This window comes from Blautia sp. MCC269 (assembly GCF_018785655.1).
Lineage (GTDB): Bacteria > Bacillota > Clostridia > Lachnospirales > Lachnospiraceae > Blautia_A.
This window is the reverse complement of sequence record NZ_WQQE01000051.1, coordinates 14,134-36,495: the sequence shown is the minus strand read 5'-3', so window position 1 is coordinate 36,495 and position 22,362 is coordinate 14,134. Positions and strand designations below refer to the sequence as shown.

At 46.1% G+C, this 22,362-nt stretch carries 12 protein-coding genes, 1 tRNA gene and 2 pseudogenes; 13 read left to right on the top strand and 2 right to left on the bottom strand.

Annotated features, from left to right (window positions below):
- The first annotated feature begins 23 nt into the window (after positions 1-23).
- Together GPK88_RS15960 and GPK88_RS15955 are read left to right on the top strand one after the other, a co-directional pair.
- A complete protein-coding gene (locus GPK88_RS15960) occupies positions 24-1,559 on the top strand; it encodes a Ppx/GppA phosphatase family protein (protein ID WP_148447592.1) in 1,536 nt (511 codons plus the stop codon).
- A 16-nt stretch (positions 1,560-1,575) separates the two neighbouring features.
- Positions 1,576-3,729 carry an RNA degradosome polyphosphate kinase gene (locus GPK88_RS15955; protein WP_215708040.1) on the top strand — a complete coding sequence of 718 codons (2,154 nt, stop codon included), beginning with the start codon at positions 1,576-1,578 and terminating at the stop codon, positions 3,727-3,729.
- A 253-nt stretch (positions 3,730-3,982) separates the two neighbouring features.
- Here the strand turns inward: GPK88_RS15955 and GPK88_RS15950 are convergent, their stop codons facing one another.
- Positions 3,983-5,143 (bottom strand): ComEC/Rec2 family competence protein, encoded by a 1,161-nt coding sequence (locus GPK88_RS15950; protein ID WP_148447596.1) that lies wholly within the window; start codon positions 5,141-5,143, stop codon positions 3,983-3,985.
- Between the two features lie 181 nt (positions 5,144-5,324).
- Positions 5,325-5,396, bottom strand: a tRNA-Glu gene (locus GPK88_RS15945).
- A gap of 450 nt (positions 5,397-5,846) precedes the next feature.
- Here GPK88_RS15945 and GPK88_RS15940 point away from each other — a divergent pair.
- The 11 genes and pseudogenes from GPK88_RS15940 (at position 5,847) to GPK88_RS15890 (ending at position 22,171) form a co-directional block, all read left to right on the top strand.
- Positions 5,847-7,772, top strand: coding sequence for a DNA gyrase/topoisomerase IV subunit B (locus tag GPK88_RS15940; protein ID WP_118170294.1), 1,926 nt, complete (start codon positions 5,847-5,849; stop codon positions 7,770-7,772).
- Positions 7,773-7,798: 26 nt separating this feature from the next.
- Positions 7,799-10,045 (top strand): DNA gyrase/topoisomerase IV subunit A, encoded by a 2,247-nt coding sequence (locus GPK88_RS15935; RefSeq protein ID WP_173763062.1) that lies wholly within the window; start codon positions 7,799-7,801, stop codon positions 10,043-10,045.
- A gap of 153 nt (positions 10,046-10,198) precedes the next feature.
- Positions 10,199-11,032: a metal-dependent transcriptional regulator gene (locus GPK88_RS15930; protein WP_173763063.1), complete on the top strand. Its 834-nt coding sequence runs from the start codon at positions 10,199-10,201 to the stop codon at positions 11,030-11,032.
- Positions 11,033-11,041: 9 nt separating this feature from the next.
- Positions 11,042-11,872, top strand: coding sequence for a hypothetical protein (locus GPK88_RS15925; protein WP_173772491.1), 831 nt, complete (start codon positions 11,042-11,044; stop codon positions 11,870-11,872).
- Positions 11,873-12,770: 898 nt separating this feature from the next.
- Complete coding sequence (locus tag GPK88_RS15920) at positions 12,771-17,213, top strand: immunoglobulin-like domain-containing protein (RefSeq protein ID WP_173763065.1); 4,443 nt, start codon at positions 12,771-12,773, stop codon at positions 17,211-17,213.
- Positions 17,214-17,521: 308 nt separating this feature from the next.
- Positions 17,522-20,239, top strand: a complete 2,718-nt coding sequence (locus tag GPK88_RS15915; RefSeq protein WP_173763066.1) for an immunoglobulin-like domain-containing protein — start codon at positions 17,522-17,524, stop codon at positions 20,237-20,239.
- 239 nt (positions 20,240-20,478) lie between these two features.
- The gene (locus GPK88_RS15910; RefSeq protein WP_173763067.1) at positions 20,479-20,703 is read left to right on the top strand and encodes a hypothetical protein; all 225 of its coding nucleotides are present in this window, start codon (positions 20,479-20,481) and stop codon (positions 20,701-20,703) included.
- A gap of 30 nt (positions 20,704-20,733) precedes the next feature.
- Positions 20,734-21,156, top strand: a pseudogene (locus tag GPK88_RS15905) (cobaltochelatase subunit CobN); the annotation flags it as partial.
- Positions 21,095-21,277: pseudogene (locus tag GPK88_RS19800) on the top strand (cobaltochelatase subunit CobN); the annotation flags it as partial. The pseudogenes GPK88_RS15905 and GPK88_RS19800, both read left to right, overlap by 62 nt.
- Positions 21,278-21,395: 118 nt before the next feature.
- Positions 21,396-21,974, top strand: a complete 579-nt coding sequence (locus tag GPK88_RS15895) for a cobaltochelatase subunit CobN (RefSeq protein WP_173763068.1) — start codon at positions 21,396-21,398, stop codon at positions 21,972-21,974.
- Between the two features lie 17 nt (positions 21,975-21,991).
- Positions 21,992-22,171 (top strand): hypothetical protein, encoded by a 180-nt coding sequence (locus GPK88_RS15890; protein ID WP_173763069.1) that lies wholly within the window; start codon positions 21,992-21,994, stop codon positions 22,169-22,171.
- Positions 22,172-22,362: the final 191 nt, after the last annotated feature.

The window sequence follows — 22,362 nt, the reverse complement described above, 5'->3', positions numbered from 1 at the left end:
ATTGGGGGAAAGGATGATGAACTATGGCGGTGACAACCTTTGCGGCAATTGATATAGGATCCTATGAAGTCAGCATGAAGATTTTTGAAATGTCAAAGCGGACCGGTTTCCGGGAGATTAATGACGTTCGTTACCAGCTGGAACTGGGGCGGGGAACTTATGCGGCTGGACGGCTTGAGATGGAAACTGTGGATGAACTCTGTGGGATCCTTGATGATTTTAAACGCATGATGGCTGACTTTGGGGTGGAAAGCTGGCGTGCGTGTGCCACAAGCTCCCTGCGTGAACTGGAAAATCCGGTGATCATCCTGGAACAGATCTTCCAGAGGACCGGAATCCGTGTGGAGATCTTAAGTAATGCGGAACAGCATTTTCTGGGATATAAATCCATTGCGGCCATTGAATCCGGCTTCAAAAAAGCCATTCAGAAAGGCACGGCAATTCTGGACATCGGAGGTGGAAACCTGCAGATTTCTCTCTTTGACAAAGATGCTCTCGTACTGACTCAGAGTATCCGTATGGGAAGTCTTCGTATCCGTGAACGGCTGAAAGAACTGGAGAAAACGACTCCACATTATGACCGGCTGGTAGAGGAATTTATCCGTAATGACCTGATGTGTTTCCAGAGACTTTATCTTAAGGACAAAGAAATTTCCAATCTGATCCTGATGGGAGATTTTCTCACAGATACGATTTTTCAGGACAGATCCGGGGAAAATATGATCACAAAGGAAGAGTTCCTGAAAAAATACGAGACTATCGTAAACATGTCCGACTATGATCTTGCAGAATCCATGGGGCTGGAACCGGAATATGCTTCCCTGATTGTGCCGAATATGGTTATCATCCGCAATTTCATAGAAATTTTTCAGGCGGAAGCACTGTGGATCCCCGGTGTTTCTCTTCTGGATGGAATTGCCTATGATTATGCGGAAAAAAACAAATATCTGAAAAGCGCCCACAATTTTGAAAATGATATCCTGGTGGCGTCCGCAAATATTGCCAAAAGGTATTCCAGTGGAAAGAATCATATTGCAGGAACCACCGATCTGGCACTGGATATTTTTGACAGTACAAAAAAAATCCATGGCATGGGAAAACGTGAACGCCTTCTTCTGCAGATTGCGGTTCTTCTTCATGACTGCGGAAAATATATCAGTATGAGTGATGTTGCAGAATGTTCCTACCGGATCATCATGGCGACGGAGATCATAGGCCTTTCCACAGAGGAACGGCAGGTGATCGCAAGTGCGGTGCGGTATAATACCAGAGAATTCGGCTGTTATGAAGAGATCAACCGTGAAACTTCCATGAACAGGGAAAATTATCTCCTGACTGCGAAGCTGACAGCAATTCTCCGTCTGGCCAATGCCATGGACAGAAGCCATTATCAGAAGGTAAAAGCCCTCAATGTAACATTGAAGGACAGAATCCTTTATCTGGTGATAGACTCCGCGAAGGATGTTTCTCTGGAACTGGGGCTTCTGAAGGATAAAAAGGAATTCTTTGAAGAGGTGTTTGGCATCCGGCTTGTAATGAGACGGAAAGGCAGAAGATAACGGAGGAGGTTTTTGTATGAAATTTAAGGAATTTGACAAACCGGAATATTTTGTAAACAGAGAGCTGAGCTGGATCAAATTTGATGACCGCGTGCTCAGTGAGGCCAGGGACAAAAATCTGCCTCTGTTTGAAAGACTGAAATTTTTGAGCATTACCTCATCCAATCTGGATGAATTCTACATGGTCCGTGTGGCATCCCTGAAAGATCAGGTCCATGCAGGGTACAAAAAAACGGACATTGCGGGAATGACAGCCAAAGAGCAGCTGAAAGCCATCAGTCAGCAGGCCCATGATCTGGTTCACGTACAGTACAGTACATTAAACCGGTCTCTGGTTCCTGCCCTTGAAAAAGCAGGACTTCATGTGATCTTTGAGCATGAGGTATTTTCCGAGAAACAGAAAGAATTTGTGGACCGGTATTTTGAGGATAATGTATATCCGGTTCTGACACCCATGGCAATGGATTCTTCCAGACCATTTCCGTTGATCCGTAACAAGACACTGAACATCGGAGCACTTCTTTCCAGAAAAGATACCAAAAAAGGAAAAGAAGAGATAGATTTTGCCACCGTGCAGGTGCCTTCCGTGCTTCCGAGAGTGGTGATCATCCCTTCCGAAAAAAAAGGTCATACAACGGTAACGCTTCTGGAGCAGATCATTGAGCGGAACATCGACAAACTGTTTTTAAGCTACGATGTGATCTGTGCACATCCGTACCGGATCATGCGTAATGCAGATCTTTCCATCGATGAGGATGAGGCGGAGGATCTTCTGGTGGAGATCCAGAAACAGCTGAAAAAGCGTCAGTGGGGCGAAGTGATCCGTCTGGAAGTGGAAGATAAGATGGACCCGAGGCTTCTGGATATCCTGAAGATGGAGTTCCAGGTTCATGGAGATGATATCTTTTTTATCAACGGACCGCTGGATCTGACCATGCTGATGAAGGTTTATGGTATCGATGGATATGATCAGTTCAAGGAGCCGAAGTACAAACCGGCAGCAGTACCGGCATTTCAGAATGATAAAGACATTTTCCAGGTGATCCGGGAAGGGGATGTGTTCCTGCATCATCCATATATGAGTTTTGATCCGGTGGTGAATTTTGTGCGCCAGGCGGCAAAAGATCCGGATGTACTGGCAATCAAGCAGACACTGTATCGTGTCAGTGGCAATTCCCCTATTATTGCGGCGCTGGCTCAGGCTGCGGAAAACGGCAAGCAGGTTTCTGTTCTTGTAGAGCTGAAAGCACGTTTTGACGAGGAAAACAATATCGTCTGGGCCAAAATGCTGGAAAAAGCAGGCTGCCATGTAATTTATGGTCTGGTAGGACTGAAGACACACAGCAAGATCACCCTTGTTGTGCGGAGAGAAGAAAACGGAATCCGCCGTTATGTCCATCTGGCAACCGGAAACTATAATGATTCCACAGCCAAACTTTATACAGACTGCGGTATTTTTACCTGTGATGAGCGGTTTGGTGAGGATGCAACGGCTGTCTTTAACATGCTTTCCGGATATTCCGAGCCGAAACGCTGGAATCGTCTGATCGTTGCGCCCATCTGGATGAAAGACCGTTTTGTAAAAATGATCGAGAGAGAAGCACAGCATGCGAAAGACGGAGAAGAGGCTCACATTGTGGCGAAGATGAATTCCCTGTGTGACCCTGCGATCATGGCGGCACTGTATTACGCTTCTTCCTGCGGTGTAAAGATCGATCTTCTGGTTCGTGGTATCTGCTGTCTGAAAGTGGGCATTCCGGGTATCAGTGAAAATATCCATGTGCGTTCCATTGTCGGCAATTTCCTGGAGCACAGCCGGATTTTCTATTTCCACAATGGTGGTTCCGATGAGATCTACATGGGAAGTGCAGACTGGATGCCACGTAATCTTGACCGTCGTGTGGAGATTGTTTTCCCTGTGGAAGATGAGGGAATCAAGGACGAGATCAAACATGTGCTGGATCTGGAATTCCGTGACAATGTAAAAGCGCATATCCTTAAGCCCTCCGGTCTCTATGAGAAGCAGGACAAACGGGGAAAAACCCTGATAAATTCCCAGATGGAATTCTGCCTGGAAGCCACCGAGCGGGCCAAAGCCGCAAAAAAAGAGAAGAAAGAAAAGAAGAGAGTCTTCGTACCGGCCGAGCCGGCGGAGGATATTGAAAAATAATATAGGAACGAGAATTGAAGACAATCAGGAAATGCTGGAAATTGAACTTCGAATAAGAGACAATAATCAGCCAGAATCTATCCAGGCATAAGCCAGGACCCTACAGAAGAGAAAATAATAAGATACATAAAGAAAAGGACAGCCATATCATATCAATGTATGATACAGCTGTCCTTAAATAATATTCTTAAAGATTATCCATATTACGTTAACATGACATAATACTCACCAGGCCTGAAATACATTGTCGTTTCTAATAACACTTCTTACAAGCCTCATACCCCGCAGCTTCCGCCTGTGCGCGGGTCATCTCCGTAGCGTTATCCGGGTTCATATTTCCGCAGTTGGGGATCCGGTGATACTTGCTTCCGGTAGCGGAGATCCATACCATATCTCCGACCGGTTCCGGATCAGCCTGCACTTCAGCCTGAGAATCCCCGGCCCCATTGGAAGAACTATATCCGGATGTACCAGAATTATCATAAGCAGAAGAAGGCTGCGTACCAGTATCTGATTCATCACCCGCAGAATAATCATTACACGGACTCTGGTTCCACTCAATGTTATTTCCGTCACTGACCGCGATCACCGTACCTTGCTCATCCGTACGGAACACCTGGATTCCCATATCGGCAAGTTTGTCCATAGTATCCTTATGTGGATGCCCGTAGGAATTACCTGCGCCGCAGCTGATCACTGCATATTCCGGAACTGTCTCCTGGAGCAGATCCCAGGTAGTAGCAGTGGCAGAACCATGATGCCCCGGAACAATCACATCGCAGGAAAGATCCAGTCCCAGATTACAGATCGCTTCCTCACCGGCAGACTCCGCATCTCCCGTAAACAGGAAATGATTGCTTCCGTTTTCCAGTCGGATCGCAACAGAATTATCGTTATCATTGCTGCTGATGGACTGGGGAGAAAGAACCGTAAATTTCCCGCTTCCGAAAGAGAAATCCGTTCCAGGTTCCGGATGCTGCACAGTCAGTCCCTGAGCGGCAACGCTGTTTTCGAAAGACTGATAGATCTTCGTATCCTGCACATAATCCGCACCGATCACATTTTTTACGGAAAAACTGTCCAGACATCCAACAAGACCGGCCACATGATCCTCGTCATAATGGGAGGAGATCATATAATCGATGGTGGAAATATTCTGTTTCTGCAGATACGAAACCACGAAACTGGAATGTCCCCGGTCACCGCCGTCATACAGAAGATTCTTACCCCGCGACTGGACCAGGATGGAAAGTCCCTGTCCAACATCCAGAAAATGGACAGCCATCGTCGTGTCAGCAGAAGCAGCCTCAGCTGTATAAGCAGCAGAGGGAACTCCTGCCGTTGTCAGCAGAACAAGCAGCAGCGAAAGAAAAAACGCCTGCAGTTTTCTGCGAAAAGAAAGTTTGTGATGCATGAGAAGTCACCCCTTATCTTAAGTTTTTTTTCAGGGGAAATTATAAAACAGAAAATAAAAAAATGCAAAAAAGTATCAAAACATATAGTTGATTACACTTTTGATTACACCCCTGTTTTTCATCACTTCCGGAGCAACGAAAAAAGCAGTTAGAATAAGGTTTCTAACTGCTTTTACGCAATAGCCAGTACGGGAATCGAACCCGTGTTTCCGCCGTGAGAGGGCGGCGTCTTAGCCCCTTGACCAACTGGCCATATTCATTTGTTTCTGTCGTTTAAATTGTTTCCCTCAACCGACTTCGTTAGTATATAACACTTTTTTTCAAAATGCAAGTACTTTTTTCATTTTTTTTAAAAAATTTTTCGGGGAGTTTCAGGAACCGGATTTTACTTGCAGTTTTAAAGGGGGTTTGATAGAATAGATAGGCTGTGGCGGCTGAAGAAATCAGTCTTTTAACCAAATTAAGTAAGTCCCCTGCTTGACCCGAATTAAAGAAGTCCCCAGCGGGGGTGCGAATATCTGCCTGCCGGACAGACAGATTTCCTGAGCTGCTATACTGTGAAAAGAAAAAAGGAATATTTTACAGAAATCAATATAGTAACTATATAATATAGTAGGAATATAAATGTCTGCTTTACGAAAAAGCAAATTTCTGATATAATACAAACAAATGTTCGAAAAGAAAAAGAAAGGAATCAGTGGAATGGCAAAAAAAGACACTTATGATGCGGACAGTATCTCTGTCCTGGAAGGCCTCGAGGCCGTACGAAAGCGCCCCGGTATGTACATCGGAAGCGTATCCAGAAAGGGACTGAACCATCTGATATATGAGATCGTAGACAATGCGGTAGACGAGCACCTTGCAGGATATTGCAGCCTGATCCATGTAGTTCTTGAGAAGGACGGTTCCTGTACAGTAGAAGATAACGGACGAGGAATCCCGGTAGATATGCATGCCAAGGGCGTGTCAGCGGAACGACTTGTTTTTACAACTCTTCATGCAGGCGGTAAGTTTGATAATTCCGCATATAAGACAAGCGGTGGACTTCATGGCGTGGGCTCTTCGGTTGTAAATGCATTGTCCACCTATCTGGATATTAAGATCAGCCGTGACGGCTATGTACATCATGACCACTATGAGAGAGGAATCCCTACCATTGAACTGGAAGCAGGACTTCTCCCGAAGCTGGGGAAAACCAGAGGAACCGGAACCTGTGTGAACTTCCTTCCGGACCCGGAGATCTTTGAGAAAACAAGATTCGGGGCAGCCGATGTAAAGAGCCGTCTTCACGAGACTGCTTACCTGAACCCGGAACTTACGATCCATTTTGAGGACCGAAGAGGGGATACGATCGAAGATATCCAGTATCATGAGCCGGAGGGAATCGTGGGATTTATCCGTGATCTCAATAAGAACGCACAACCACTTCATGATCCGGTCTACTTTAAAGGAGAGGCAGACGGAATCCAGGTGGAGATAGCTTTTCAGTTTACCAATGAATTCCGTGAGAACGTCCTTGGATTCTGTAACAATATCTACAATGCAGAAGGCGGAACACATCTGACCGGTTTTAAGACAACCTTTACAACCGTAATGAACACTTACGCACGTGAGATCGGTGTACTGAAAGATAAAGATTCCAACTTTACAGGAGCAGATATCCGAAATGGTATGACAGCCGTTGTCTCCATCAAACATCCGGCACCCCGTTTTGAGGGCCAGACCAAGACCAAGCTGGACAACCAGGATGCGTCCAGAGCCACCGGTAAAGTGACAGGGGAACAGCTGGTACTCTTCTTTGACCGAAACCTGGAAACACTGAAGACGGTACTTTCCTGTGCGGAAAAAGCGGCCAAGATCCGTAAGACGGAAGAACGTGCCAAGACCAATCTTCTCACCAAGCAGAAATACTCTTTTGATTCCAACGGCAAGCTGGCCAACTGTGAGAAGAAAGATCCGTCTCTCTGCGAGATCTTTATTGTAGAGGGAGATTCCGCCGGCGGTTCTGCCAAGACTGCCAGAGACCGTAACTATCAGGCTATCCTGCCTATCCGCGGTAAGATCCTCAATGTAGAGAAAGCCACCATCGACAAGGTACTGGCCAATGCGGAGATCAAGACCATGATCAACGCTTTTGGATGTGGCTTTTCCGAAGGATACGGAAACGATTTCGATATCACCAAACTCCGTTACGATAAGATTGTAATTATGGCCGATGCCGATGTGGACGGAGCCCATATCTCCACGCTGCTTTTGACATTATTCTACCGTTTTATGCCGGAACTGATCTATGAGGGACATGTATATATTGCCATGCCGCCTCTTTATAAAGTGATGCCCAAGAAGGGACAGGAGGAATATCTCTACGATGACAAGGCTCTGGAGAAATACCGCCGGAGCCATAAACCGGGAAGTTTTACCCTTCAGAGATATAAAGGTCTGGGAGAGATGGACGCCCAGCAGCTGTGGGAGACGACTCTGAATCCGGAGACCCGAATGATGAAGCGTGTGGAGATCGAAGATGCCCGCATGGCTTCTGATGTGACAGAGATCCTTATGGGAAGCGATGTTCCGCCACGTAAGGCATTTATCTACGAGCATGCTACAGATGCAGAACTGGATATCTGATCGGATAGAAATTGGGAGAATAAACTATGAATACGAAACAGGACAATATCATCCGCACAGACTATGCGGAGATCATGCAGAAATCATATATCGATTACGCCATGAGCGTTATCATTTCCAGAGCGCTGCCGGATGTACGTGACGGACTGAAGCCGGTACAGCGCCGTACTCTTTACGATATGTACGAGCTGGGTATCCGGTACGACCGCCCGTACCGTAAATGTGCCCGTATCGTAGGAGATACCATGGGTAAATATCATCCACATGGAGACAGCTCCATCTATGATGCCCTTGTAGTAATGGCACAGGAATTCAAAAAAGGCCGCACACTGGTTGACGGACATGGAAATTTCGGTTCCATCGAGGGAGACGGAGCTGCAGCCATGCGATACACAGAAGCCCGGCTGGAGAAGCTGACACAGGAAGTTTTTCTGGAAGATCTGGATAAGAACGTTGTGAACTTTATGCCGAACTTCGACGAGACAGAGAAAGAGCCTGTGGTACTTCCGGTGCGTATCCCGAACCTTCTTGTAAACGGAGCAGACGGAATCGCCGTAGGTATGGCCACCAGCATTCCGCCTCACAACCTGGGCGAGGTGGTGGATGCAGTGAAGGCATACATGAAAAATAACGATATCAGTACCAGAGGCCTGATGCGCTATCTGAAAGGACCGGATTTCCCGACAGGTGGTATCGTAGTAAACAAGGACGACCTTGTAAAGATCTATGAATCCGGAACCGGCAAGCTTCGTATCCGCGGACGTGTGGAAGTGGAGAAGCTGAAAGGCGGCCGCCAGCAGCTGGTGATCACAGAGATCCCTTACACCATGATCGGTGCCAACATCGGAAAATTCCTCAACGATATCGCAACTCTTGTAGAAGCCAAGAAGACAACGGACATTGTGGATATTTCCAACCAGTCATCCAAGGAGGGAATCCGTATTGTTCTGGAACTGAAGCGTGACGCAGATGTGGAGAACCTTACCAACATGCTCTACAAGAAGACCAGGCTTGAGGATACCTTCGGTGTCAACATGCTGGCAGTTGCAGACGGAAGACCGGAAACACTGGGACTGAAGCAGATCATCGCCCATCACGTAGACTTTGTATTTGAAGTCAATTCCAGGAAATATACCACGCTTCTTGCAAAGGAGCAGGAAAGACGGGAAATCCAGGAAGGCCTTATCAAAGCCTGCGATGTTATCGACCTGATCATCGAGATTCTCCGTGGCAGTAAGAGCCGTGACCAGGTAAAAAAATGCCTTACAGATGGCATTACGGAAGGAATCCGATTTAAAACCAAGACTTCCGAAAAAACGGCAAAAGCCCTGAAATTTACAGAGAAGCAGGCCACAGCCATTCTGGATATGCGCCTTTATAAACTGATCGGACTGGAAATCGATGCCCTGATGAAAGAGCATGAGGAGACCATGAAGAATATTGCAAGGTATGAGGATATTCTGAACAATTATGATTCCATGGCAGCTGTGATCATGACAGAACTGGATCAGATCAAGAAGGAATACGGCAGCAAACGTAAGACTTCCATAGAGAATGCAGAGGAAGCGGTTTACGAAGAGAAGAAGATGGAAGAGACAGAAGTCTGCTTCCTGATGGACCGTTTCGGATATATCCGCCTTATTGACAAGAACGCCTATGAGCGAAACAAAGAAGCTGCCCATGCAGAGAGCCGTTACGTGTTTATCTGCATGAACACGGACAAGATCTGTATTTTTACAGATACCGGAAAGCTTCATACAGTGAAAGCAGAGGATATTCCGCTGGTGCGTTTCCGCGACAAGGGAGTTCCTGCGGACAATCTGGGTAATTATGACAGTACTACCGAGCAGATCCTCTATGTGGCTCCGCTGAGCCAGGTAGCAGCTTCCACAGTACTTTTTGTTACAGAAAATGGTATGTGCAAGCTGGTAAAGGGTGACGAGTTCCGCGCTTCCAAACGTACCATTGTTTCCACCAAGCTTATGGAAGATGACCGTCTGGTATTCGTAGGTGCGGCAGACGAGATGGATCAGGTAGTATTCCAGTCAGAAAAAGGCTACTTCCTCCGCATCATGAAAACCGAGATTTCTGTCACCAAGAAAAACGCCATGGGCGTCCGCGGCATGAAGCTTACCGGCGAAGACCGCATCCACCATGCCTACCTCCTGGAAAGCCGCCAGGAATACGCTATTACCTATCATGACAAGCAGTATGTGCTGAATAAAGTCAAACTTGCCAAGAGAGACACCAAAGGTGTGAAGCCGAGAGTATAATTAAAAACCCACCAGTCAAATTACAGCCTCCACTGTAATCTGTCTGGTGGGATTTTTTTACCCTCTTGACAGCGGTGTGGGCCATCTCCTATAATGAATTAGACTAAACTAACACAGCCGCAAATATAAATGAAGTTCAGAAAAGAAAAAACAATGAAAAAGAATCAAGAGTTTACAGAAGAACTGGGCCACAGTATGCCTTCTTCCCGGCGGGAAACCGAGGAAGATATGCTGGAAGAGCTCTGTTTTCTTGCGAAAAAAAGTGCACAGATCACCATCCCAGAGATCTGTGGACGGATGGAGATGACCAGGCGGGAGGTGCTGGCTTATCTGAAACAGCTTGCTGCTCAGGGTTACGTAAAAATGGAAGAAAAAAACGCCTACGTCTGTCTTACAGAACTGGGCCGAATCCGGGGAGAGGAGTGTCGGCACCGCCATGAAACCTTTACCCAGTTTCTGCAGTATGTTGGTGTAGGCAGCAGTACTGCGGAAGAAGACGCCTGCAGGATGGAACATGTGGCAAGCGAGGAGACGGTACAGCAGATCTGCAATTTTGTTAATTATGGAAGCACTTTTGAGAGAGTGATGCGAAATACAGATCTCCGGTACCGCTATGAGCCGGGAGACTATCCTTTTATGATGGGCATTTATTACATGGAAAAAACATGCCCCAGAAGGCTGGCCGGTGAATTTAAAGATTATAAAGAACAGACCTGTCTCCATGTAAAAAAAGAAGACAGCTTTTTTGAGCTGTTCTGCACTTCCGGGGAGGAGAACAGACTTGCGCTCTGGTATATGGATCCGGAGACCGGCTGGACAAAAGCACGCAGAGAAAACGGAAATCCGGTAATTCCTACCGGTATATTTGAATATTTTATCCGGCATCACGATCCGGTCATAGAGGGAACCGCTCTGGTTGCTTTTGCCAGAGAAGGAGAGAAACCGATGGACTGGAACAGCCGTGAGCTAGATGTACATATCTGGTAGGAGGTTATTATGGAAAAAGAAAATACCGAAGATCTGCTGCATCCATCTATGTTGCAGATCCGTTATCTTACAGAACTTGCCAAAATCGGCAAAAAAAGAGGCAGTGTGGCGCTGATTGCGGATACCTGCGGTGTCAGCCATGGTCCTGTCAGCCGTTTCTTCAAGGAATGCATGGGCGTGGGATATCTCACAGATACTTATGAATTTACGGAAAAAGGAACGCAAGCACTTAGAACTTATCAGAGGATTCTGAAGGAAGTGGGACTATATCTGGAGCGGATTGGGATACCGGAGGTGGAAATCACGGAAAAGACCAGGCAGCTGGTTGAAAATGTGGATTACAGTCTTCTTATGACGATGACCAGGAATTCCGGGCAGGTAAAGGAGTCCAGGAATCAGCAGATTGCGGAGGAGGAAACTTCTTATTATCTGGAGAATGTTCTGGAAAAGGGCCGCTTTGATGTGGGGATTGCCATTTATCAGCTGGGTTCGGAGGGTACCAGGCTTTCCATGGCGAATAATGGATTTGAGCATCTGGCCTGTATCCGTAATAACAACAGAGGGAACTGGATTGAACTGATTATCAGGGAGATGCATGCTCATTCGCGGATTGACGGGGCTGATATGAGGGGACGGCTTTCTTCTCTGAAGTATGAGGATCAGGGGCAGCTTTATGAGGCGGCTATCCGTGAGGGGAAGGTTCGGATTCCTTTGAGTGCATGTCGGTTTATGAAAACGCGGCTGGGGAATGTGAAGGGGATGGTTCCGATTACAGTTACTTGCAGTGTGGGGAAGGCACATATGCCGGAGAGTACGGCGCTTTTGATGTTTTGGATGTAGGATGTATGGACGGATGGATGACGAACGGACGCCTGCGGGAGAGGATATCGATCTGGGCAGGGACTCCGTCGGGGGATACTACTAGGACTCCGTGAGCTGGCTAAAATCATTGCGGCAGAGCCAGAACTCGCCGTTGGCTCAGACAGCTGACTCTGCCGCAATAACGCCATCTCCCGCAGTCCAAGTAGTAATCACCCCTCCTACGCAACAGCCCAGATCGATATCCTCTCCCACAGGCTGATGCATCCAACCGATAAGAAAGAACCGCGGACGGAAGTGGACTTGGCGTCCTGTCCTGTGATTATGAAAGTGTAGCTGTATTGGCGTGGCGTTTCATTCTGAATACCGAAGAATCTAAGAACCAGATCGGCACGTTGTATCATTCTGAACACCGAAGAACCCAGGCCCCAGATCGGCACAGTGTATCATTCTGAATATCGCAGCATACAGATAAAAGTTAATAACGTTACGCATACAACAACGAAGAACTTCTTCCGTGCCCAAGAGGGTGGGGGGTGCAGGGGGAGGGCCTTCGGGCTTACGGAACTCTGAGATGGCCTTCCCCCTGCGTATTCTCGCATTGAAAATGTGACCGCCGTAGCACTACCGCCCCGCGAAGGAATATTAAGTATTATTTTTCGTACACAGATTAAAAGCCGAAATGAAGAAATTTCGGCTTTTTTTTGTACTCAAAATCTGGAAAAGCTGATATTTAAAGGCTTTTCTGATTTCAGAAACGGTTCTTGCCGGGAACGGAAGGAGAAAAAATAGTTGACCGGAACTAACACTTATGATTAAAATGTCACCAGAGAGTTAGCTTTGAATAACAAGCGGCTGTTTATCCGGGTAACTTAAAAGAACGGTGTATGACACCTTGTACGACATAAGGAGGAAAGAAATGAGAAGAAAGAATTTGTGGCTTCGTCTGTCATCCTGCACGATGGCAGCGCTGATTGCGACAACATCCATTGTACCGGTATCTGCGGCTGATGTGGAGTTTCAGGATGAGGTTTCTGCGGAAACACCTGACACAGAGGCAGAAGAGGTAAGTGAGGCTCCGGAGGCGGAAGTGCAGGAGCAGGAGGATATTACGCTTACTACTGAGGAGAATACAGATCAGGCAGCGGAGGAACTGCAGGATGCAGAGGATGCGGCGGAACTTACTGCAGAGGATGGTTTCTCAGATGGCGATGCAGTGGTACAGGAAGCAGCGGCAGATGCGGTTTCTGATACGGTTCAGACCGGATTTGGAAGCGCAAATACCAGCCTGGAAAAAGGTGCCTATGCGGTAACGGTTACTTTGATGAATGCAAGTGATCCGACAAAAGAATCTATGGCAGCTTCCTGCATTGCGGGAAAGGGTACTCTGGTAGTTGCTGAGGATGGAAGTGCAAAACTTACGGTTCCGATTCAGGCGGCCAATGTCAGAGGACAGGTTGCTTATGCAAAAGACTGGAAGGTTTACAAGAACTCCGAAAAAACAGAGTCCACGGATGCAGAGTATACTGTAGATGAAGATGGAAATGTAAACAGCATCACATTTGATATTCCGGATAAAACACAGGATGGTGTCTATGTAAGCATGTACATTGAACTTATGAATGCAATACAGGATGCATTTATGAATGTGGACTATGCAAATGCGGAAAAAGAGCAGGTTGGTGTAGACACCACAGCACTGGAAGCAGCCATCGCACAGGCAGATGCCCTGGATGAGATGGCTTATACAAAAGCTTCCTGGGACGGAAACAAGGAAGCTATTGACACTGCAAATGCAGCAGCAAAAGAGGCTCTTGAGAAAAAAGAATCTCAGGAGGCTGTGGATGCGGCAGCTACTGCGCTGACAAATGCGATGGGCAAGCTGGTTGCAGCCGGAGATCAGACAGAGCTGAAAGAAGTGTTGGCACAGGCAAAAGCGCTGAACGAGACAGATTACACAGTGAAAACCTGGAAATATGTACAGGATGCAATTGACACCGCAGAAGAAGTCATTGCAAACCGTGATACAAAAACAAAAGTCAGAAGAGCAAAAAGTTCTCTGAATACATGGATGGGTCAGCTTGTACGAAAATATGATACTACAGTACTGGAACAGAAAATTGCACAGGCAGAAGCTTTAGATAAAAACGACTATACAGCAGAGAGCTGGAAAGCTGCAAATCTGGCAAATACTATCAATGCGGCTAAGGAAGTAATTGAAAATCGTGGAAATAAAGATGATGTTCACGATGCAATCGAAAAACTTGAAACAGCAATCGAAAAATTAGTACCTGTTTCAAATGAGGTTACGGTTGGCCGTGGCAATTTTCAAAAGAAACTGGCACCTGGAACTTACAGTCTTCCAATTGAACTTTTGAATGGCGGAAAATCAGAAACTACCAATCAGTATACCTCTGCAAATTATATGAGCCAGGTTTCCATGGCCGCAGGATGCTTTACAGGAAATGCCACTCTGGTAATCCATGAAGATGGAACCGCAACACTGACAACAGGAGTACAGGCAATTTCAGCGATGGGAATGACAGGAGCAGCATCTGACTGGACGATCTATGAGAATACACAGGATTATCTGGACGGAACTGCAAATGCTACTACAGGAGCCCGCTTTAAAGCCCGTGTAGATGCATCAAAAGTACAGGCTGGTAAGAAAAAACCATCACAGATCAGTTTTACAATTCCGGATCTGAAACAGAACGTAGTTGCTACCCGTATGTATATTGAAGTCATGTCTGTAAATCAGGATGCCTGCATTGGTCTGGACTGGTCTAATGTAGAAAAAGTAAGTAATGACACAAGTGCAACCTCTACAGTTGAGAAGGAATATGTGGTAAAAGCAGATACTCTGACTCAGCTGAAAAACATGAAAGCTGGAAGCACTGTGAAATTAGACGAGGATGTTACTCTGACAGAAGATCTTGCAATCAGAGGTGGTACACTGGATCTTAATGGTCATGTGCTGGCGCAGGCAGACAATCTGATTATGATTAAAGGTGATGTGACTGTAATCGACAGCAGTGCAGAAAAAACAGGAAAAATCACACGTGAGAAATATTCTGAAAGCAGTCGTTCCTCAACTTCTATCTCTGTACAGAAAGGTTCATTTACAGCAGAAGGAGTTGTTATTGACGGACAGATTGGAAACAGAGTTTACAGTGGTGCACAGGCAAGTTTGAAAGATAATCCACGTGTAACTGTCAAATTGACAAATTGTACTCTGATTAATACTGTACAGACAGATACATCCATTGGTGGTGAGATGAATGTTACTTTTGCATCTCTGGAAAATGGTATTGACGTTATTATGGATTCCTGTACAGCAGATAAAGGAGTTTATGTTTCCAGTGGAACAGGAGAAAAAACAACAATAAATAACTGTAATCTGGGAGGATTGAATTTAAGTGGTACTTCTGCAACAGTAACCAACACAACAGTAACAAATAAGGCTACTATTGATGCAGACGAACTGACAATTCATGATGACAACTTTGGGGGTCTTGCAGTTGGTGGAAGTGGCGATGTGACGCTGGAAAATATCGTTTCTAAAACATCTGCAAATTACTATGGAGCACTGGAGATTACAGGATCCGGTCTTGTGACTGTAAAAAATGGTGTCTATGAGAATGAAGCTGGTTATGCTGTAAAATCCCAGGGATTCCCGGTTCGACTTGAAGGCGGATATTTTAAAGGTTCAGAAAGCAGTATCGATGGTGCATATATAACACCGGAAGGAAAAATTCTTGCGAATGTAACCGAAGGAGAATATGCAGGCTATCAGACAGTTATGGATGGAAAAGAGCCGGAAGTAGTAGATCCGGTAGCAACCGTTTATGATAAGGATGGAAATGTAGCAAAGCAGATTTCAGAAGAAAATGCTGCACTTACATTATCTTATGCAACCGCTGGACAGACTGTAAAATTAAATAAAGATGTGAATACATCAACAGTTTCATATTATAAAAACTGTACATTTGATTTAAATGGTCATGTATTAACAACAGAGTCAGGAATTACTGGAAATGCAGGAACCTGCCGTGTGATTGACAGTTCTGCTGAGAAGACTGGAAAAGTAGTCAGTGAAGATGGTATTTTTGCAGGAAATGCAGCAAACGCAACAATTATTCTGGATAATATTACCTGCGTGGGAAATTATTTACAGGGAATGTCAGCTGGTGCTGCATACGTTACTAATGGAACAAAAGTCAGTGGAACATTTGCTCTGAATGCAGTTATGGGTGGTGGTCTTACCCATGTACAGGATAGTTCCTGGACAATTGCAGAGACTGATTATAATGGAAACTCAGTAGATGCGAAAGCCCTTCTCGAAGGTTCCACCCGTACCTCCCAGTACACCATCACCCAGACCGGTGACCGTACCTTCACAGTTACAGCTAACGACCTGGGTAAAGCCATGAGAGCTTTCGAAGCGGTAAATGCTTCCGCATACACCAAGGCAAGCTACGCAGCAGCAAAAGCTGTTTACGATGAAATTGATGCTTCTGCAGATGAGGATATCCAGGGTGATGTTGTTGCACAGAAAGCAAAAGAGCTGAATGACGCAGTTGCAAAACTTCAGGCAGTAGCTACCGCAAAATCCGTCAGCGCTCTGAAATCCGCAGTTACAGCAGGCAAGAAGCTGAAATCCACAGATTACACAGCTTCCACATTCAAAACATTCACAACAGCCCTTACATCTGCTGAGAAAGTCCTAAATAATGCGGATCACTCCGAGGCTCAGGTAACTTCCGCAACCAAGTCTCTGGCAGCAGCGAAGGCCAAACTTGTGAAGAAGAATACACAGACCATCACCGTTACCGTAAAGAATACCAAAGGTACTGTCACAAAGAAATACGGTGACAAGGTGTTCTACATTGGTGCAAAGGCAAAAGGCGGACTGACCTACAAGTCCTCCAACACAAAGGTTGCAACGGTAGACAGCAAAGGAAAAGTTACCATCAAGGGTACAGGTGCAGTAAGAATTACCATGACTGCAAAAGCGACCTCCACATATAAGGCAGCAACCAGGGATCTTGTGATCAAAGTTGCAAAGAAGACTCCCTCCATCACAACAAAGATCAGCTCCAAGGCGATCTCCTACAATACACTGAAAAAGAAATCCCAGGTATTTACACTTGGAACTTCTGTGGCAAGCAAAGGAACTCTGACTTTTAAGAAACTTTCCGGAACTTCTGCCATCACAGTAAACAGCAAGACTGGTAAATTTACTGTAAAGAAAGGTCTTAAGAAAGGAACTTACAGAGTAAAAGTTCAGATCAAATCTGCTGCAAAAGGCAACTACAATGCAGCCAGCAGAACCATGACCGTAACTGTAAAAGTTAAATAAACAAATTCTTTCTATTCATTGATTTCACTTATGTGCACGCACCGGCTTTTCTCCCGAAAGCCGGTGCGTTGTATTAAAGGCCGAAATGAAGAAATTTCGGCTTTTTTTTGTGCCAAAAATCTGCAAATCCCTGTATTTACGGTATTTTTTGCTATTCATAACCGTTCCCGGAGGGAACCGAACCTAAGAAAACAGTTGACCCGGACTAACACTTGCAGGTAGAATAACCACAGAGAGTTAGCCTGAGACAACAAGCGGCTGTTTGTCCCGGGTTTGTATCACAAAAAATAAAAGAAAGGCGAAAAAGAATGAAAAAGAAAGTAATTGCAGTTCTTCTTGCCTCCATGATGGCAACTTCCATGGTTCCGGTAACAGCCATGGCAGAGGATCAGCCTCTGATAGAGAGCACAGAAGACGCACAGGACCTGGCTGAAGAAGCGGAGACAGAGGGAGAGGCAGAGGACGTTTTTGCAGAAGAAAATGAAGCAGAAGAAGCCGATGCAGAAGAAACAGAGGATCTGGAGCAGAGCGAAGATGCCCTGGAGATTTCTCAGGAAGCGGCAGATCCTTTCGGACTCAGCGACGGAACCGCAGTTTTTTCTGATGAAGAAAGAACTGTAACCATCAACGGCGTATCTTTTGACACCACAAAAACTTACATCGTACCGCTCACTTTAAAGAACGCCCACAACCTGGATCAGGACAGTGCGGCAGTGGCATGCCCGGGAAAATTCGGAACCCTGACTTTTGAGGCAGACGGAACCGCGAAGATTTCCACAAACCTTCGAAGCGTAACCGTAGGAACCCTTACAGACTATGCTTACGATTTCAAGGTTTACCAGGGAGTCAAACCATCCGGAGATACCGTTGCGGCAGATGTGGTTGCCACACAAAATGTATCGAAGGCAGACGGAAGCGGAAACCATGATGTTCCGGAAACCATCTCCTTTACCATCCCGAAAGATACCTATTCCAATAACGGCGTGTATTTAAGCATGTATGTAGATGCCATGGGTTATGCGCCGGACGCTTTCCTTCAGATTGATTATGCAGAAAAAAAAGAATCCGGCGATCCGTCCCTGAACTTTACAACCGAGGTCAGCACTGCAGAGGTGGAGCAGTTTGGTAACTACAACGTAACTTCCCAGGTAACAGTAAAAGACGGACGAATTACCGATGTGGCTCTTGCAGGAAATGATTTCAAGGGAACCCATGCAGATGATAACCAGATGTACCTGAACAAGGCAATCAACGGCCTTGGAAGCACAAAGGGAATGAAAGAGAAGCTTACCGGCCTTTACATGAACGATGCCCAGAAACTCAATGATCTGGATACCGTTACCGGAGCTACCTATTCTTCCAACGCAATCAAAAACGCAACCATGAATGCACTTGGTGTAAAGATCGAGCAGGAAGTAATTCCGGATGCTCCGTCTGAGAAACCGGCTGCAGGACTTTATTACATTGAGATGAAAGACCGTACTGATGTGGTAGACCACGGTCTGGTAGGCGAGAGCAAAAAAGCCGGCGCATATCTTCGTGTAGATGATGCCGGAAAAATGTGGCTGACCTACAAGATGGTTTCCGGAACAACCGGCGAGCCGCTGTACGTTCTGGGCTATAATGGATACTATCCAAACGGAGATACCAGCAAAGCTCTTTCCATGGAAGGTGTCACTTATTCCACAGAAAAGATGACAGCACCGACCATCGGTGACTGCTCCGTTGTTACAGATATCACCGTTCCGCTTGACGGAATCAGCCAGACTTACGTCAATAACGTATCCCTTTATGTGGAAGCTATGAAAAACCTCAACGGCGAGGTTTCCGGAGTAAACTTTGACCACGGTAAATTTAACATCAATTCTACCATCACCCTGTACTGGGATACTCTTGACAATCTTTCCGAGGGTACCAACGCTACCAAACTTGCTACACTTTCCGACGGCGTTTACAAATTAAACGGCCAGATGGTCAAGGTAAACAAAGTGGATATGTCCATGAGCAACAATGCTATCAACCACAATGTAAAACTGGTAATGAAAGATGGACTTCCATACATCAGCATGAACTTCAACAGCCTGACGGTTGGTTCCCTGAAAGGTTACCTGAAGGATCTGAACTATTATGCAACCGGATACACCGTTTCCAAGACCGGTGAGCCAAGCGGTACACTGCTTCCGGTTCAGGTAGATTCCCTTCAGAAGTTCTCAAATGGAAAGACTCTGAAAGATGACTTCGGAACCAATTATCCGAATGATGTAACATTCCCGCTCTGCCAGGAGGCTATGACGGAAGAAAATGGGGAATATGTTCCGATGCAGGTATTTGTTCCGATTATGGATGCCATTACCGCAGGTACCGGAAAGCAGAATGTTTACCTGAAACTGGATTACTCCACACTGAAGAAAACAACTGCAGATGACAAGGATTTTGCAGAGACAGAGAAAGCTCCGACAGATCCGTCAGCCATCAAAGCACAGACCATCACTGTTACCGTAAAGAACACCAAAGGTGTTGTTTCCAAGAAATACGGGGACAAAGCATTCTACCTTGGCGCAAAGGCAAAAACAGGACTGACCTACAAGTCTTCCAACACAAAGATTGCTACCGTAGACAGCAAAGGTAAAGTTACCATCAAAGGTGTCGGAACTGTAAAGATTACCATTACCGCAAAGGCAAGTACAAGCTACAAGGCAGCAACAAAGACCATGACCATCAAGGTTGCAAAGGCAACTCCGGTACTGAAAACAAAGATCACTTCCAAGGCTATTTCCTACAGCGCACTGCGTAAGAAATCCCAGGTGTTTACACTTGGCGCTTCCACAAGCAGCAAAGGAACTCTGACTTATGCAAAAGTATCCGGAAGCTCTGCCTTTACCGTAAATAAGACAAACGGAAAAATCACCGTGAAGAAGGGCCTGAAAAAAGGAACTTATAAGGTCAAAGTGAAAATTTATTCCAAAGCAACCACCAGGTACAATGCAGGAAGCAAGACCGTTCTTGTTACTGTAAAAGTAAAATAAATTTCTGAAAAACCAATAAATAAAGTTTAACTTTCCCCCTCGTCCTGCCGGGTGCTTCCCCTGGCACAGAAAGCAGGATGCAGGGGGATTTTTCATATGTTTTGTGATATACTTTGCATAGCGGAGGAATGCTGGTAAGAATGTATACAGACAGGAGAAAAATATGAAATTTACGATAATAGCCGTTTCGGTACCTGCCCTCCGGCAGTGCACTTCTGAAAATGTACCGGATGCGGCGGATGGCACTGATGATGGGAAATATTCTGCCCTTTGGAATCACCAGGGATATGAAAAATGTGTTTCTGCTGATGGATTACTGGCAGCAGGCAACCAGGACGGATATGGAATCTTTTATGCATCTGATTCTCAGGCAGTATGGCGGCCGGAAATTTCTTCCAAAAGAAAAGCCGTGTACCATGGAATACGGAATTTATCTGAAAGATCCTTTTTCTCTGGAAACCTGAGATAATCCGTCGAAGTTCTGGAAACAGAAAAAATATGACCGGAAACGGGAAACCATAGCCCTTCTTTTTTACGGCCATTCCTATCCCAATGATTTTCTCCCTGTGGTACAGGCTGTGGCAGAGAAACTGGGAGAAAAATATAATATTCTGCCGGTGGCTTTTTCCCAGAATGAGGACGGAGATCTGAAAAAACTGAAAGCTTTTCTGAACCAGCCGGGAATTACGATTTCCGCAGTGATCAGCCTGATGCCTTTCCGGCTTGGGGCAGGTCCCATGGGCGGTGACGCGGATCAGGCCGTGGAAATTCTGAAAGAACTGGATGTTCCATATCTGAAACCTTTTTGCCTGACCAGGGTTTCCGGGGAAGAATGGCAGATGGCAGACGGAGTAAATCCAGGCGCTGGATGGGAGACTTTCTGGACTTCTGGCTCTGCAGAAAAAGAAAAACAGTGAAAAACATCTGGCCATTGTGTTCTATAATTATCCACCGGGAGAGAGCAATGTGTTCGGAGGGGCTTTTCTGGATACGTTTGCATCGGCGGCGGAGCTGTTAAAAGGGCTGAAAGAGGCCGGTTATGATACGGAGGAATGTTCCGGGGAAGAACTTCAGGAGCTGTTTGTCATAGGCGGACGCCATCATTCATTTCGGAACCCACGGGACGTTGGAATTTCTTCCTGGAAAGGAGAATGGCATGACCGGAGACTGCTGGCCGGACCGGCTGGTCGGTACGGTGCCTCATTTTTATTACTATTATATTGTAAATCCTTCGGAGGCCATGATTGCCAAACGCCGTTCCCTGGCAACCCTGATCAGTTACCGGGCGCCGGAACTGAAAAAGAGTGATCTGTACGGGGATTTTCAGGAGCTGAAAGAGATGATCGGAGAATACCGGGAAAGCCTTCAGAGTGCTTCGGAGCGCTGCGGGGATCTTCTGGAAAATATCGGGGTGCAGTCTGGAAAATGTGGCTTTCTTAAAAGAAATGCAGGAGAAAGCTGCTCAGAGAAGGATCTGGATTTTCAGGAAGAACAGCTCTATGAATATGAAAACAGCCTGATTACGGACGGACTTCATAAGATCAGCCAAGAAGAAATCAGTGGGCTGCTCCATGGATTAAACGGCAGATATGTTCCGGTGGGAACAGCTGGTGATGTGGTGAAAAATCCGGACATCCTGCCTTCCGGCCGGAATCTGGTGCAGTTTGACCCGAGACTGGTATCAACTAGGACTGCCTGGGAGAGAGGACAGAAGGCAGGGCGAAACCATACCTGATTGACAATCTGAATGCCATGCTCCGTCAGATCCTGCTTCTTGGGGAATCACCGCAGCAGAACTATTTTACGGAAAAAATGGCCGAAAAACTCCAAAAAGACCATCCGGAAATGGATGAGCAGACAATCCTGGATCTGTTTTACGGTTATTCCTTCCGGAAGCATGGTACGCAGGCAAAAGAGGTATTGTGTGAGTAGACTTTTGTAAAAAGCGCAGTGCTGTCCATTCTGGAGCGGGTGTACAGTGAACGGGAACGGGCCGGTATGGTGGTGTTTGAAAACCGGAAAGCCATAGAGGTTCTGGAAACAGAAAAACGGAAGAATCCGGAAGAACCGGGAATTCTTGTGATTCTCACCGACGGAAAGGCAAACTTTGATACCGGAGAAGG